General features: G+C 77.1%; 10 protein-coding genes. 9 read left to right on the top strand and 1 reads right to left on the bottom strand.

From position 1 onward, the window contains the following. Positions 1-4: 4 nt before the first annotated feature. From IHE55_RS25255 to IHE55_RS25285, 8 genes are all read left to right on the top strand, one after another. On the top strand, positions 5-814 hold the full coding sequence (locus tag IHE55_RS25255; protein ID WP_197991128.1) for a MetQ/NlpA family ABC transporter substrate-binding protein: 810 nt from the start codon (positions 5-7) through the stop codon (positions 812-814). A 523-nt stretch (positions 815-1,337) separates the two neighbouring features. Next, on the top strand, positions 1,338-1,985 hold the full coding sequence (locus IHE55_RS25260) for a GNAT family N-acetyltransferase (RefSeq protein WP_197991129.1): 648 nt from the start codon (positions 1,338-1,340) through the stop codon (positions 1,983-1,985). A gap of 108 nt (positions 1,986-2,093) precedes the next feature. Continuing rightward, positions 2,094-3,335, top strand: a complete 1,242-nt coding sequence (gene cbiE, locus IHE55_RS25265; RefSeq protein ID WP_197991130.1) for a precorrin-6y C5,15-methyltransferase (decarboxylating) subunit CbiE — start codon at positions 2,094-2,096, stop codon at positions 3,333-3,335. A 219-nt stretch (positions 3,336-3,554) separates the two neighbouring features. Further along, positions 3,555-5,786 (top strand): hypothetical protein, encoded by a 2,232-nt coding sequence (locus tag IHE55_RS25270; RefSeq protein WP_197991131.1) that lies wholly within the window; start codon positions 3,555-3,557, stop codon positions 5,784-5,786. Between the two features lie 1,392 nt (positions 5,787-7,178). Next, positions 7,179-7,769, top strand: coding sequence for a hypothetical protein (locus tag IHE55_RS32775; RefSeq protein ID WP_307826817.1), 591 nt, complete (start codon positions 7,179-7,181; stop codon positions 7,767-7,769). After that, positions 7,766-9,790, top strand: coding sequence for a nicotinate-nucleotide--dimethylbenzimidazole phosphoribosyltransferase (gene cobT / locus IHE55_RS25275; protein WP_372442725.1), 2,025 nt, complete (start codon positions 7,766-7,768; stop codon positions 9,788-9,790). The genes IHE55_RS32775 and cobT overlap by 4 nt, the downstream gene beginning before the upstream one ends. A gap of 672 nt (positions 9,791-10,462) precedes the next feature. Further along, entirely contained in the window at positions 10,463-11,686 is a 1,224-nt protein-coding gene (cobA, locus tag IHE55_RS25280; RefSeq protein ID WP_197991132.1) for a uroporphyrinogen-III C-methyltransferase, read from the top strand. Positions 11,687-11,738: 52 nt separating this feature from the next. Next, the gene (locus IHE55_RS25285) at positions 11,739-12,557 is read left to right on the top strand and encodes a TrmH family RNA methyltransferase (RefSeq protein WP_197991133.1); all 819 of its coding nucleotides are present in this window, start codon (positions 11,739-11,741) and stop codon (positions 12,555-12,557) included. Between the two features lie 108 nt (positions 12,558-12,665). On the opposite strand, the gene IHE55_RS25290 is transcribed toward IHE55_RS25285, so the two are convergent. Beyond that, positions 12,666-14,072, bottom strand: a complete 1,407-nt coding sequence (locus tag IHE55_RS25290) for a serine/threonine-protein kinase (protein WP_372442781.1) — start codon at positions 14,070-14,072, stop codon at positions 12,666-12,668. Between the two features lie 638 nt (positions 14,073-14,710). On the opposite strand from IHE55_RS25290, the gene IHE55_RS25295 reads away from it, so the two are divergent. Further along, positions 14,711-14,944, top strand: coding sequence for a hypothetical protein (locus IHE55_RS25295; protein WP_197991135.1), 234 nt, complete (start codon positions 14,711-14,713; stop codon positions 14,942-14,944). Positions 14,945-15,632: the final 688 nt, after the last annotated feature.

A 15,632-nucleotide genomic window follows, 5' to 3' on the forward strand; every position in this document is an offset into this window, starting at 1 on the left:
TTTCGTGCGTAACACCATCAAGACCGCCACCATCGCCCTCGCTGCCGGAGCGCTCGCTCTGGGGCTCACCGCCTGCGGCGGGGACGACGAGGAAGCGTTCACCGTCGCCGCGAGCCCGGTACCGCACGCGGAGATCCTGAACTACGTCAAGGACAACCTGGCCAAGGACGAGGGCCTGAAGCTGGAGGTGAAGGAGTTCACCGACTACGTCACGCCGAACACGGCGACCGAGGACGGTTCGGTGGACGCGAACTTCTTCCAGACCCAGCCCTACCTGGACGACTTCAACAAGAAGAACAAGACCCACATCGTCTCCGTGGTCTCCGTCCACCTGGAGCCGCTGGGCCTGTACTCCAAGAAGGCCGACTCCGCCGACGCGCTGGCGAAGGGCGCCACCGTCGCGGTGCCCAACGACGCCGTCAACGAGGCCCGTGCCCTGCGGCTGCTCGACGCCGAGGGCATCATCACCCTCAAGGAGGGGGCCGGCAGCACCGCCACCGTGGCCGACATCGCCAAGAACCCCAAGGAGCTGAAGTTCAAGGAGCTGGAGGCCGCCCAGCTGCCGCGCTCCCTGGACGACGTGGAGGCCGCGGTGATCAACGGCAACTACGCCATCGAGGCCGACCTGAAGCCGGCGGAGGACGCGCTGGTGCTGGAGTCCCCCAAGGACAACCCCAACACCAACCTGCTGGCGGTGAAGAAGGGCCACGAGAACGACGAGGACGTCAAGAAGCTGGCCAAGCTCCTCACCTCGCCCGAGGTGAAGAAGTTCATCGCGGACAAGTACGACGGCTCGGTGATCGCCTCCTTCTGAGCCGGCCGACCCCCGGCACGGCAGGAAGCGGCCGGCCGGCGCACCCCCGGGCCCACGCGCGGCCCGGGGCAGTGCCCCGGCGCCACGGTACGGCGCAGGGCCCGGCGTCCCCTCACGGGACTCCGGGCCCTGCGGCATACCCGCGGTACGCCCGCACCCCGGTCCGGACGTACCGCCGGAGCCGGCCGGCGCACCCCGGGCGCCGCCCCGCCCGCCCCCTGCGCCCCGCCCCCATGACCGCCCCCCTTCCGCCGCACCCCCGGACCCATGGCCTCCTGGCGCGCTCCCCCGGACCCGGCGGCCCCGCCCGGCCTCCGGTCCGCCGCCGGCGCCCCACCGGATGCCCGGCCCGGACGCTCCCGCCCCCGGGCCGGTGACCGCCCGCCCGGTCGTGGCCGCCCCGGCCGGCACCCCGGTCACCACCCCGGTCCTCGGCGTGACCGCCCGTGCTGCACGTCACCGGGCCGATGCTGCATGCTGGGCTCTCCCGATGGCCCCCGGCCCTGGTTACGGAGCAATCCCTATGACACCCACCTTTCCGGACATCTCCATCAACACGGACCGGCTGGTGCTGCGCCCGTTCACCGAGTCCGACGTCCCGGAACTGACCGAGATGATGAACGACGAGCTCGTCACCGCCTGGACCTCCGTCCCGCACCCGTACACCGCCGCCGACGCCCGGGAGTGGATCACCCGCACCGCGCCCGCCGAACGCCTCGAAGGCCGCGGCATCGTCTTCGCCGTCACCGAGTTCCTCACCCAGCGCCTGGTCGGCAGCGTGCGGCTGTGCAACACCGACTGGCGGTGCCTGACCAGCGAGGTCGCCTACCTCACCGCCCCGTGGGCGCGGGGCGAGGGGTACGCCGCGGAGTCCGTCCTGGCGGTTGCCGGCTGGCTCTTCGGCGACCAGAAGTTCGAACGGCTGGAGCTGCGCACCCCCGCCGACAACGCCGCGGCCCAGCAGGTCGCCCAGAAGATCGGGTGCATCAGCGAGGGCGTGCTGCGCAACGCGTGGATAGCCAGAGCCCGGCCGGACGACGACCCGCACGGACGCTGGACCGACGTCCGCACCGACCTCATCGTGTGGAGCCTGCTCCCGGAGGACCTGGAGAGCGGAGCCGGTGAGCCGGCCGGCGGCTCGGGGTACACCTCATATCCGGACTGGAGCTGAGACGTCCCGTCCGGTACGTCCGTACCAACCGGGTAGTCTCGACGGGCCACCCCCCGCGAGCGCTCATGCCGCGGCCGACCTGCCACGAACACCGGGAGACACACGACGATGGCCGACCGCGTCACGGTGATCGGTTGGGACGGCTCCCCGCTGACGGACGCGGCCCGCTCCGCCGTCGCCGCCGCCACCCTGGTGGCCGGTGCCGCACACCATCTGGCCCTGCCCGAAGTCCCGCCCGGCGCCGAGCGGATCCGGCTCGGCAGCGTGGACCTCGCGGCCCGGCGGATCGCCCAGCACCGCGGCTCCGCCGTCGTCCTCGCCGACGGGGACCCCGGGTTCTTCGGTGTCGTCCGCACCCTGCGCGCCCCCGAACACGGCCTGGAGGTCGAGGTGGTGCCCGCCGTCTCCTCCGTCGCGGCGGCGTTCGCCCGGGCCGGCATGCCGTGGGACGACGCCCAGGTGGTCGTCGCGCACAGCCGGGACCTGCGACGCGCCGTCAACGTCTGCCGGGCGCACCCCAAGGTCGCCGTCCTCACCTCGCCGGGCGCCGGTCCCGCCGAACTCGCCCTGCTCCTCGACGGGGTGCACCGCACGTTCGTCATCTGCGAGGCGCTGGGCACCTCACGCGAGCAGGTGACCGTCCTCACCTCGGACAAGGTCGCCGACCACTCCTGGCGCGACCCGAACGTCGTCATCGTCATCGGCGGCGCCCAGGCGCCCGCCGTCCCGGCCGGCCGCGGCAACCCGCGGGTGGAGTCCACCGGCTGGATCGCCGGCCACGGTGCCGGCTTCCCGCCCGCGGTGCGCGGCTGGGCGCTGCCCGCGCCCGCCTACGCCACCGCGCTGGGCGAGGACGAGTCGCCGCAGCTGCGCGCCGCTCAGCTGGCCCGCCTCGGGCCGCGGGTGGGGGACCTGGTGTGGGACATCGGTGCCGGCAGCGGCGCCGCGGCCGTGGAGGCCGCCGGGTTCGGCGCGGCGGTCATCGCCGTCGACCGCGACCCGGACACCTGCGGCCGGATCGCCGTCCTGGCCCGCCGCTTCGGCGTCCAGGTCCAGGTGGTGCACGGGGTGGCCCCGCAGGCTCTGGAGGACCTCCCGGAACCGGACGTGGTCCGGATCGGCGGCGGTGGCCCGGCCGTCGTGGCGGCCTGCGCGGACCGCCGCCCGGAGCGCATCGTCACGCACGCCGCGACCCGCGACGAGGCCGAGGCGGTCGGCGGTGTGCTCGCCGAGGCCGGGTACGGGGTGGAGTGCGTACTCCTCCAGTCCGTGGAGCTGGACACCCGGGCCTGGACCGAGCGCGAGCGCGCCGTCAGGTTCCTGCTGTGCGGTCACCGACCCCACCCGTGACCTTGCCGGACACCTGTCCGGGGTAGGCTGGCGGATCGTTGTACCGCCTGTACCGCTGCCCGGGGTTCGGTGCTTTGTACGCCAATGGCCGGAACGCACCCCCCTCTTGACGGGCCGGGGTGCGGCAGACCGAAAGACGTGCAACGTGCCCGCGCACCGCGCACGCTCGTTCATGCTGTAGGCGGGTTGGAAGGAACTAGCGATGGGCGAGGGGAACGCATGACCGACACCGGCCAGGTCCCGGGCGAGGGACTGCCGGAGAGCGCCGGCGGGCAACCCGGGGTTCCGCCGCACTCCGCGTACGCCTATCCGGACCGGCCGTCCGACCACGCCGCCCACGAGTTCCACGGCGTGCCCGACGGTCACGGTGTCCCCGAGGGCCCCGACGGCGGTCCCGTCCAGGCGGCCTACGACGGCCACGCCGGCTACGACGCCCACAATGCCCCGGAGAGCCACGCCCTCCACGACGGTCAGGCGGTCCACGGGGAGCAGATGGTTCACGGGGACCGGATGGTTCACGGGAGTCCGGCCGGGCACGACCTCCACCAAGGCCACGGCGCCCAGGACTTCTACGGCGGACACGCCCCCCACCCCGGCCCGGTGCACCAGGACGGCTCCCTTCACCACGACGGTTCCGTGCACCACGACCCGCTGGTGCACGCCGCCCACTCCGGCCACTTCTCCCAGGACCCGCACCCGGGGCAGGACGGACACCTCGGCCAGGAGGCCCATTTCGGCCACGATCCCCACTACGGCCAGGACCCGGGGTACGCCGCCCAGGACCCGCGGTACGCCCAGGACGGGCAGTACGCCCAGGGCCCGCAGCTCGGCGAGGACGGCGGGCACGGCCAGGGGGTTCCGGAGCCCGGCGGCTACGAGGACGACCAGCTTCTGATGCCCGGGGCCCAGGGCGCCTGGATGGACCCCCAGCAGTCCCCGCACCCGGACCCGGCGCAGCAGCAGTACCAGCAGCCCTACGACGCACCGCAGGAGACGGCGCCCGGGGCGGCCTTCGAGGGCGGCCCGCAGGCGGGCGAGGCGGCGGATCACGGGACGCTCCCCGGAGCCCGGCCCGCGGCGGCCGCCCCGCCCCGGCGCCCGCTGCACCTGGGCCCGCCGGTACCGGAGGCGCCCACCGGGGGAGTCGTCCGTTCCCTCGCCGACCGCGGCCCGGCCGGGGCGCCCGCCACCCCGTTGCCCCACCAGGCCCCGGCCGACGGCGGGTCCGGCCAGCTGGACATGGGCGCCGTGGAGAGCGGCGAGCCACTGCCCGGCGTCGGCCCCGGCTCCGGTGAACTGCCCGCCGCCCAGCCGTGGCCCGCGCAGCCGTACCCCGCGGAGGCCGCGGAACAGCCGTACCCCGCGGAGGCCGGGGAACAGCCGTACCCCGTGGAGGCCGCGGATCAGCCGTACCCCACCGGGGCCGGCGAACAGCCGTACCCGGCCGGGGGCGAGGAACAGCCCTACCCGGCGGGGACCGCCGAGCAGCCGTACCCGGCGCCGCCCGCCGGTGACGCCACGGGCGTGGCCGGACCGGCCCCGGCCGCCGCCGACGGCTCGCCCGGCCACCCGGAGCCCGCCACCGACGGCCGCCGGGCCGGCCGGCGGGCGGGACGGCACGCCGCGGGCCACCGGCCGTCCCCGGCGCTGCCCGAGGACGCCGCCGTCCCCGGGGCCCTGCCGCCCGCCCAGGCGGTACCCGCCGGCGGGATGGAGTGGGGTGCGTCCCAGGCCGTGGGCCAGGCCCTTCCCGAGCAGCTTCCCGCCGATGTGCCGCACCCCGGCCCGGCGGCCGACGCCCCGTACGGGCCCGGCACGCCGGCCGGCACCGGTCATGTACCGGGCCAGGCCGCCGAGGCGCTGCCGCCGGCCGAGGTGATGCCGTCGGCCGAGGAGGCGGCGGCCCTCGCCGCCGCCCCGTACTCCGGACCGGTGCCCGGGACGCCCGGGGCGGAGATCCCGCAGCCCGCGACGGAGGGGCCGGGCGCGCCGTCGGCCGGCCCCGCGGCGGACGTCGCCCCCGCCCGCGGACCCCGCCCCGGCACCGGCGGAGACCACCTCCCCGGCCGCGCCGGAGCAGGCCCCCGCGGCCCCCGTCGAGGCTGCTGCCGTGACCCTCGCGGAAAGCGCCGAGGCGGTCGCCGAATCGGACGTTCCCGCGCAGAGCGCCGACGCCGCCCCCGCGGCGGATGCCCCCGCGGCCCCTGCGGAGGGTGCGGACGCCATCCCCGTGGCGGGCGTGGAGGCCGCCACCGCCGACGGCGCTCCCGCGGCGGAGCCCGCCGAGGCGGCCGACGGTGCGCACGAGACCACGGCGAACACCGTCACGGCCGTGGAGCACGCTGCCGCGCCGGCGCCCGTGGAGCCGATGGCGCCGGACGGTTCAATACAGACCCATGCCGCCGCCGGGGAGGATTCCGGCGTCGCGGCACCCGAGCCGGTACCGGGTGAAGCACCGGCCGGAACGCAGGCCGCGGAGTCCTCCGCCGAGGGGGACGCGGTGGTGACCACCGCCGAGGACGCCACCCGGACACCGGCCGAAGGGAACACCGCGCCGGCCGGCGATGCGGCGATCCCCGCCGCCGAGGCCGTACCGGCCGGCCCCGCGCCCACCGGTGCCGAGGCCCCGGCCGCCGCGCCGGCACCGGAGGTGCCGTCCGCCCCCGTGGAGGCTGCCGCCGAATCCGCCGCCGATCCGGCTGCCGCCGAACCCCCGGCCGGTGAAACGGCCGTGACCGACGCGGCCGTCGGTGAGCCGGCTGCCCCCGGCGCGGAACCGGCCGTCGTGGCCGACCCGGGGGAGACGGCTCACGCCGCGATCGACTCTGCCGCCTCCGCCGTCTCCGCGGACCCGGCCGACGCCGTGCCCGCCTCCGCCACTGCCGCGGATCCGGCCGGAGCCGAGACTCCCGTCGCCGGTGAGCACGCCGAACCCGCGCCCCTGGCCGGGGAGGCCGCTCCGGAGCCCACCGAGCCCCTCGGTGCCGGCGCCGCCGAGGCCCCGGCAGCCGACGCCGTGCCCGCCACTGCCGCGGAAGCCGTGGCGGGGACGGCCGGACGGTCGCCGGAACCACCGCTGAGCAGGCGTCACCCGAATCGGAGCGCGGCCCGGAGGAGCACACCGCCCCGGCCGGCGGCGCGCCCGCCGACGGCACGGACCCGTCCACGGTCACCGAACCGGCCGCCGTCCCGGCGGCCGCGGACGGCGGCGAGGCCGACCCCGCGCCGGCCGGAGCCGAGGCGCCGGGCCCGGACACCGCCGAAGCTCCGGCTCCCGAGGCCGCCGCCGAGCCGGCCGAGGGCACGGCCGCCGACGCCGAGTCCGGCGACGCCGCGTCGCCCGATTCCGCGTCCACCGACCCCGCGTCCACCGCGCAGCCGGCCGAGGCGAACGTCGAGGCGGCGGGTGACGCCGCGTCCGGGGACACCCCGGCCGGCACCGCCGACGCGCCGGCCGGTTCCGGTACGGAGGCCGACGCCCCGGCCGCCGGCGCACAGGCGTCAGGAGACGCCGACGGCACGGCCGTTGCGCCAGCCACCACCGAGGAGGCGACGCCGGCCGGTGAGGCCGGGGTACCGGGCGGCGAAACGGCCGTACCGGCCGTCGACGGCGCGGCACCCCGGGACGAGGACGTCCCGACCGGCGCTCAGCCGGAGGCCACCGCTGCACCGGTCGCCGCCGAGGCGCCCGCGACCGCCGCCGTCCCGGCCGAACCGGCCGGAACCACCACCGACCCCGCCGAACCGGCCCCTGCCGAAGTGCCCGCTGCCGAACCGGCCGCTGCCGAACCGGCCGCTGCCGTGCCGGCCCAGGAGCCCGCCGGGACCGCGTGCGCTGACGCCGTGTCGGAGGCTGCCGCCACCACCGCGGCCGCCGGGCCGGCCTCCGGGGAGACGGAGGACTCCGCTCCGCAGACCCCGGCGTCCGCTCCGGCCGCCGGGCCGGACACCTCCGCGGCGACGGAGGCCGCTCCGCCCACCGAGGCACAGCCCTCCGAAGCCCTGGCCGCCCCGGCCGCCGAGGCGCCGGACGCCGCTGCGGAGCAGCCCGCGGTGGCCTCCGGCGCGCCCGCCGCGGAGGCTCAGGCGACGGAACCCTCCGCCGACCCGGCCGCCGAGGCCGGTCCGTCGGACGAGGCCGGCCCGTCGGACGAGGACGCGACGGACACCGTGGCCGAGCCCGGCGAGGAGGGGGAGAGCGGCGCCGGCGCGACCGGCCCGCAGCCGGGAGCCCCCGAGCGGGTCGCCGACGGCACGGAGACCATCGCTTCGGCGGAGACCACTGCTCCGGCGGGAGGCGACCGGCCAGCCACCCCCGAGACCGCGCCCGCCGACCAGGCCCCCCGCCGCCGACCGGACCACCGCCGGTCAGACCGCGTCCGACGCCGGTCAGACCGCGTCCGACGCCGCCGTCGCCCCCGGGCCGACCGGTGACGCCGCGGCGGAGTCCGGCACCGGGGCCGGCACCCCGGAGTCCGGCGGGCCGGCCGCCGTTCAGCCCACCGTCGCCCCGGCGCCCGCGCCGAAGGTCACCGACGGAGCCGCCACCGCGGCCCCCGGCACCGCGGCGTCCCCGGAGCCCGCGTCCACCACGGCCCCCCACCGGGAACACCGCCCCCACCGGCTCTGCCGTGCCCGGCGCGGACACCGGGGCGGGCGAGGCCCCGGCCGCCGGCACCCCGGCCGCGGAGGCGCGGCCGGAGCCGCCCGCGCCGGCCACCCCGCGCGCCGCGGGGTACGGCGAGGCGGAGCGGGCCGCCGTACACCGGGTGATGCGGGAACGCCGCGACATCCGCAACGGCTTCCGGTCCGAGCCGATCCCGCACGAGGTGCTGCTCCGGGTCCTGGAGGCGGCGCACACCGCGCCCAGCGTCGGCCACTCGCAGCCGTGGGACTTCGTGGTCATCCGGTCCGAGGAAACCCGGCGCACGATGCACGAGCTGGCCAACCGTCAGCGCGAGGCGTACGCCAAGTCCCTGCCCAAGGGCCGGGCCAAGCAGTTCAAGCAGCTGAAGATCGAGGCCATCCTCGACACGCCGGTGAACATCGTGGTCACCGCCGACCCCACCCGGGGCGGCCGCCACACCCTGGGCCGGCACACCCAGCCGCAGATGGCCCCGTACTCCTCCGCCCTGGCGGTGGAGAACCTCTGGCTCGCCGCGCGGGCCGAGGGGCTGGGCGTGGGATGGGTCAGCTTCTTCGACGAGCGGGAGATGGTACGCACGCTCGGGCTGCCGGAGCACCTGGAGGTGGTCGCCTACCTCTGCGTCGGTTATGTCGATGAGTTCCCGGACGAGCCGGAGCTGATGCAGGCCGGATGGGCCAAGCGACGCCCGCTGTCCTGGGTGGTCCATGAGGAAACGTACGGGCGGCGCGCGCTGCCCGGTGAGGAGCCGCACGACTTGCTGCAGGAAACCCTGCGACGCATCCGCCCGCTCGACGCCAAGGCGCTCGGTGAGGCATGGGAGCGGCAGAAGCGGATGACCAAGCCGTCCGGCGCACTCGGCATGCTGGAGATCATCTCCGCGCAGCTCAGCGGCTTGTCCCGGAAGTGTCCCCCACCGATCCCGGAGCCCGCCGCGGTGGCGATCTTCGCCGGTGACCACGGCGTGCACGCCCAGGGGGTGACGGCCTGGCCCCAGGAGGTCACCACCCAGATGGTGACGAACTTCCTCGGTGGCGGCGCGGTGTGCAACGCGTTCGCCAACCAGGTCGGGGCCGAGGTGTGCGTGATCGACGTGGGCATCGCCGGCGACCTGCCCACCACCCCGGGGCTGCTGCCCCGGAAGGTCCGCCCCGGCACCGACGACTTCACCGTCGGTCCGGCGATGAGCCGCGAGGAGGCGCTGCGCGCCGTCGAGGTCGGCATCGAGACCGCCCGCGACCTGGTGGCCGCGGGCAACAAGGCCCTGCTCACCGGGGAGATGGGCATCGCCAACACCACCGTGTCGGCAGCGCTGATCTCCGTCTACACCGGGGCCGACCCGGCCGAGATCACCGGACGCGGTACCGGCATCAACGACGAGATGCACGCCCGGAAGGTCGATGTCGTCCGGCGCGCGCTGGAGCTGCACCAGCCGGACCCGGCCGACCCGATCGGCGTGCTGGCCGCGATCGGTGGCCTGGAGCACGCGGCCATCGTCGGCCTGGTGCTCGGCGGGGCCTCGTTGCGCACCCCGGTGATCCTGGACGGGGTGAGCGCGGGTGCCGCCGCTCTGGTCGCCCGGGCCATCGCACCCGAGGCGCTGGCGGCCTGCATCGCCGGGCACCGCAGTGCCGAGCCCGGTCACGTGGCCGCGCTCAACAAGCTGGGCCTGCGCCCGCTGGTGGACCTCGACCTCCGGCTGGGGGAGGGGACCGGGGCGCTGCTGGCGCTGCCGGTGGTGCAGAGCGCGGCCCGGGCCATGCACGAGGTGGCCACCTTCGACGCCGCCGGGGTCACCGAGAAGTCCTGACCGGGAGGGCGGGCGCCCCGGCACCGCCGGGACCGCCCGCCCTTTCCCACGCGCTTCCGCCCGCCGGGCGGCCGGCCCGCGCACGCACGCCTCCCGCCCCTCCGCCGTACCGGCCCACCGCGTCGCCCGCCGCCACCGGCCGTCCGCCGCACCACCCGTCCCGCGGGCCGGGTTCGCGGGAGGTCCGCCGTCCGGCCGCGCACCGGGCCATGGCGTCCCGGACGGGCGCACCGCGCGCACGGGAACGGGGTGGGCCGCGGGCAGGGGCACCGGTACCTCCCGCGAACCCGGCCCGGTGCCGTACCGCCCGTCCGCCCGCCGCTCGTCCGCCCGGCTGCCGTCCCTCCGCCCGCTGCCGTCCCCGTCCGGCCACGCGCCGCGGCACCCCACCATGGGCCGCGAACGGTGGGCCGTGGACCGTGGCCCACGCCGTGCGCCCGGCGTGCCGGGCCGGGTGCGCCGCCGGACGGGTCCCGGCGCGGTCCACCCGACGGCGGCCCGCGGAAGTGATCCGTACCGCAGCCGTACCGGCGTGGCGGTCCCCGGCGCAGGCCGTAGGGTATGCGCGGGGGGCCGGGGCCGGCATCCCGCATCCGACCAGCCTCCGCCGACGACGCCGGGGCACCCACGTACCACAGTGGCCGACGAACCGCACGAGGAGAGCCGCACCGCATGCCCGAGAACCACGCTTATCCCGTCGGACTGCGCCTGTCCGGGCGGCGCGTCGTCGTGCTCGGCGGCGGACAGGTCGCCCAGCGGCGGCTGCCCGCCCTGATCGCCGCCGGTGCCGACGTGGTCCTGGTGTCGCCGTCCGCCACGCCCTCGGTGGAAGCCATGGCGGACGCCGGTGAACTCCGCTGGGAGCGTCGCCGGTACCGGGAGGGCGACTTCGAGGGTGCCTGGTACGCGCTGATCACCACCGACGACCCGGAGGCGAACGCGGCGGCCTCGGCCGAGGCGGAGGCGCGCCGGGTGTGGTGCGTACGGAGCGACGACGCCGAGGCCGCCTCCGCGTGGACCCCGGCCACCGGCCGCAGCGAGGGCGTGACCGTGGCCGTCCTCACCGGCAACGACCCGCGCCGTTCGGCGGCGGTCCGGGACGCGGTGGTCGAGGGGCTGCGGGACGGCACGCTCGGCGCGCCGCACCGCCGGCTCCGGGCGGGGGGCAGCGTCGCCCTGGTCGGCGGCGGCCCCGGCGACCCGGACCTGATCACGGTGCGCGGACGGCGGCTGCTCGCCGAGGCCGATGTGGTCATCGCCGACCGGCTCGGCCCCCGTGACCTGCTCGACGAACTGCCGCCGCACGTCGAGGTGATCGACGCGGCGAAGATCCCGTACGGCCGGTTCATGGCGCAGGAGGCCATCAACAACGCGCTCATCGAGCACGCGAAGGCCGGGAAGACCGTGGTCCGCCTCAAGGGCGGGGACCCGTTCGTCTTCGGCCGCGGCATGGAGGAGGCCGAGGCGCTCGCGGCGGCCGGCATACCGTGCACCGTCATCCCCGGCATCTCCAGCTCCATCAGCGTGCCCGGCGCGGCCGGCATCCCGGTCACCCACCGCGGGGTCGCCCACGAGTTCACCGTGGTCAGCGGCCATGTCGCCCCGGACGACCCCAGCTCCCTGGTGGACTGGGCCGCGCTGGCCCGGCTGCGCGGCACCCTGGTGCTGCTGATGGCGGTGGAGAAGATCGGCCGGATCGCCGCCGCGCTGATGGAGCACGGCCGGGCGGGCGACACCCCGGTCGCGGTGGTCCAGGAGGGCACGACCGCGGCGCAGCGGCGGGTGGACGCCACGCTCGCCACCGTGGGACAGCGGGTCGCGGAGGAGGGCGTCCGGCCGCCGGCGGTCATCGTCATCGGCGACGTCGTGACCCTCGGCCCCGCCACCACGCGCTGACGCGCGCCCGGACCGGCGCGCCCGCCCCCGAACGACAAGGCGGTATCACCCCGTGGCTGACCCCATCCTCATCGACGACCCCGCCGACCCGCGCCTGCACGACTACACCGGCCTGACCGACGTGGAGCTGCGCCGGCGGCGCGAGCCGGCCGAGGGCCTGTTCATCGCCGAGGGCGAGAAGGTGATCCGGCGTGCCCGGCAGGCCGGGTACCGGATGCGCTCGATGATGCTGTCGGCCAAGTGGATCGACGTGATGCGCGACGTCATCGAGGAGGAGACCGCGCCGGTCTACGCGGTCACTCCCGGCCTCGCGGAGCAGGTCACCGGCTACCACGTCCACCGGGGAGCGCTCGCCTCCATGCGGCGCGAGCCGCTGCCGGACGCCGCCACGCTGCTGGCCGCCGCCCGCCGGGTCGCGGTCCTGGAGTCGGTCAACGACCACACCAACATCGGCGCGATCTTCCGGAGCGCCGCCGCCCTCGGGATGGACGCGGTGCTGCTCTCCCCGGACTGCGCGGACCCGCTCTACCGGCGGTCGGTGAAGGTGTCGATGGGCGCCGTCTTCTCGGTGCCGTACGCCCGGGCGGAGAGCTGGCCCCAGGGACTGGACGCGGTCCGCGAGGCCGGCTTCTCCCTGCTGGCCCTCACCCCGGACGCGAGGGCCACCACGATGGACGACGCCGCGCCGCACCGCCGGGAGCGGGTCGCGCTGATGCTCGGCGCGGAGGGCGAGGGGCTGTCCCGGCAGGCACTGGCGGCGGCGGACGAGTGGGTGCGCATCCCGATGGCGCACGGGGTGGACTCGCTCAACGTCGGGGCCGCCGCGGCGGTGGCCTTCTACGCCGTGGTGACCGGCCGCCCCCGCGACTGACCCGCCGGACGCGGCTCGCGCGTATCGGCCGGCCCGCGTGACCGGGCGTCCCCGCCTCCTCCACCGGGGCGGGCCACCGGACGGCGGCCGGGGCCGGTGGCCGGGGATTCAGATCCCGTCGGTACGCGGTCCCGGCCCGGGCAGCGACGCCGACGCGCCGGCCGGATCGGCCGGACCGGTCCGCACGACGGTCGCCGGGTCCGCAGCGGTGGTCCGGACGGTGGTCACGGGCGGCCGTTCGCCGCCCAGTCCGCGCGCCGGGCCCTGGCACCCCTGCGCCGCCGCGATGCCCAGTGCCGCCAGCAGGGTCACCACCACGAACACGATCAGCCGCTGGCGGAGCAGCCGCCGGTCCGGCCCGCCGGGCCTGCGGGGCTGGGGGGCCGGTGCGGGCACCGGCCCGTACGGTCGGCCGGTTCCCCCGCCGGGCGCCGGGCGGGGTCCGCCCGGTGGCGGGGGCGGCCGGACGCCGCCGGGCGGGAGCCGGACGACCGGGCACCGGCCGGCCGGGAACCGGAGCCGCCCGCGGTGCCGGACCCGGGGCAGGGGCCGGCCGGGCCGAGGCTGCTGCGGGCGGGGGGTGGGCGCCCCGCCGGGCCGGCGCTCGGTGCGCTGCTGCGCGTACTCGTCCGCGCGCCGCCCGGTGGGCCGTTCGACGTGCCGGCGGGTGAACTCCGCACGGCCGTCGGAGGGGCCCTGCCCGTGCGCCTCGCGGGCGGCGATCTCCTTGAGCCGCAGCGACAGCTGGAGGGTGCTCGGCCGGTCCTCCGGGTCCTTGGCGAGGCAGGCGTGGATCAGCGGGGCGAGCGCGTCCGGGACCCCGAGCAGCTGCGGCTCCTCGTGCACCACGCGGTACAGCATCACCTCGGAACTGCCCTGCCCGAAGGGGGAGTCGGCGGTGGACGCGTAGGCGAGGGTGGCGCCCAGCGCGAAGACGTCCGTGGCCGGGGTCACCGCCGCGCCACGGACCTGCTCGGGCGCGAGGAAGCCGGGGGAGCCGACGGCGGTGCCCACGTGCGTCAGGGTGCTGGCGCCGGTCGCCCAGGCGATGCCGAAGTCGATGATCCGGGGCCCCTTGGGGGACAGCAGGATGTTCGACGGCTTGAGATCACGGTGCACCACCCCGGCGTCGTGCACCGCCAACAGGCCCTCGGCCAGCGCCGAGCCGATCGCGGCGACCTGCGCGGCGGGCAGCGGCCCCTCCTCGTTCACCTTGTCGTGCAGCGAGGGACCGGGCACGTACTGGGTGGCGAACCACGGCCGGTCGGCGTCGAGATCGGCGGCCACCAGCCGGGCCGTGCAGCCCCCGCGGATCCGCCGGGCCGCCGACACCTCACGGGCGAACCGGGACCGGAACTCCTGGTCCTCGGCGAGATCCGGGCGGATCACCTTCAGCGCCACCCGCTGTCCGCGCCGGTCCGAACCGAGGTAGACCACGCCCATCCCGCCCGCGCCGAGCCGCCGGTGGAGCCGGAACGAGCCGACGACACGCGGATCCTCGCGCCGGAGCCGCATCATCGCCATGTCCGTCCCCTGCCTCCGGTGGGGAGGCCCCACTCCACTTGCGTCTGACGGGCCACAGCTTACGTATTGACGCGCCACCTTGCTGAGAGGCCGCGCATGCGTCGGGCGACGGATTGTCAGCAGCCCGCCGCCCGGCGGCCGGTGCGGCGCCCCCGCCCGGACCGGCCGAACCGGCCGCCGCCGCGGCTGCCGCCAAGCCCGTGCGGACCAGCGGAGGTTGGGCCCGGCGGCGACGGGGCCCGGGTCCGGTCGCCGTCCGCCGGCCGCGCGGACCGGTGGGTGCCGGGCCCGGACACGCCCGGCCCGGCACCCACCGGGATCCGGGCGCGGGCGCCGGCAGGGGAGCGGGGGAAGTGAGCGAAGTCACCCCGAGGGGGACCACCCGGGGGTATCCCGGGGACCCCGGGTGCGTCCCCCTCCGGGATGACCCCGAGTCCCCCGGGCAGGTCTCCACCCAGGGGAGTACGCCGAACAGTGACACGTCATCCTCCCGGAGGCCCGGCAATCGGTACGAGGGCATGACGTCGGGTTGCCGGGGGCGCCCTACTGTTGTGCTCAAGCGGTGGGCGCAGCACTCGTCCCCCGAGGTACGACGCCCGCCGCTGCAGACCTCACAGAGAGGAAGGGTGATGGCGGACACCGCGGTACGCACGGTCCTCCGGACGCGCGGACGAGCGGTCGTCGGCGTGCCCCCGGCCGGTGCCGGGAGCACGACCGGAGCCGGGGAACAGACCGGCCGCCGCCATCCGCTGGTCGCCGCGGCCATGGTGCTGCCGCTGGCCGCCGTCCTCGCTGTGGTGTTCGGCGGCTGGGAAGCCGTCGTGACACAGGCGTCGTCCGTGGCGGGAATGCTGGGGCGCTGAGCGCCCCGGGTCCGGGAGAGCGGCCCGGACCGGGGACTTCCGGCCATAACCCCGTGGGGACGGGGGTGCGGCGGACGGCACGAATGCCCGGGTAGCTGGGGAGCTACCCGGGCATCGCGCTGTCCGGACCCGGGCCTCCGCGCCCACCCGCCCGGGGAGGCCGGGCCGCCGGGGCCGGCGTTGTCAGCGGGGCCGGCTGTGGCCTCCCCCTCCCGCCCGGCCGCTTCCGCCTCGCTGCTTGCGCCCCGGCCCCGTCCCGGCCCCCTCCCGCCCGGTCCGTCCCACCGGACCCGCCCGCCGGGTGCCAACCCTCCCGTGCCGCGGCCCCGCCCCGAGTGCCGCGCGGTCCGGCCCCTCCCGCGCCTCCCATCCGTCCTGTTCCGGCGGTCGGTGCCCCCGGCGCCGTGGGGTCCGGCCCCATGCCCGGGTGCCGCCCGGTGCCGGTGCGGCCCGGGCCGGGGTGTCCGGGGCGGGCCGGATACCGCAACGCGATGGCACCCGCGACCGGTCCCGGCCGACCCCCATCCGCCGTCGGGCCGACGGCTCGCACCCCATCGCGAGAGAGGCGGTGAAGGATAGGATCCGGCCAGGTGGGCGGCGCGAACGGGTGCCGGAGCAGGAGGGCGGGAACGGGATGGACGGACCTGGCGAGCACCTCCCGGAAGCCGCCCCGGCCCCGTCGCAGGAG

The sequence above is a fragment of the Streptomyces pactum genome, from assembly GCF_016031615.1.
Lineage (GTDB): Bacteria > Actinomycetota > Actinomycetes > Streptomycetales > Streptomycetaceae > Streptomyces > Streptomyces pactus.

What these genes read in the sequence shown, in the direction of transcription:
- IHE55_RS25260 (WP_197991129.1), top strand. Translation starts at nt 1,338, where the DNA reads ATGACACCCACCTTTCCGGACATCTCCATCAACACGGACCGGCTGGTG.
- cbiE (WP_197991130.1), top strand. Translation starts at nt 2,094, where the DNA reads ATGGCCGACCGCGTCACGGTGATCGGTTGGGACGGCTCCCCGCTGACG.
- IHE55_RS25270 (WP_197991131.1), top strand. Translation starts at nt 3,555, where the DNA reads ATGACCGACACCGGCCAGGTCCCGGGCGAGGGACTGCCGGAGAGCGCC.
- cobA (WP_197991132.1), top strand. Translation starts at nt 10,463, where the DNA reads ATGCCCGAGAACCACGCTTATCCCGTCGGACTGCGCCTGTCCGGGCGG.
- IHE55_RS25290 (WP_372442781.1), bottom strand. Translation starts at nt 14,072, where the DNA reads ATGCGGCTCCGGCGCGAGGATCCGCGTGTCGTCGGCTCGTTCCGGCTC.
- IHE55_RS25295 (WP_197991135.1), top strand. Translation starts at nt 14,711, where the DNA reads ATGGCGGACACCGCGGTACGCACGGTCCTCCGGACGCGCGGACGAGCG.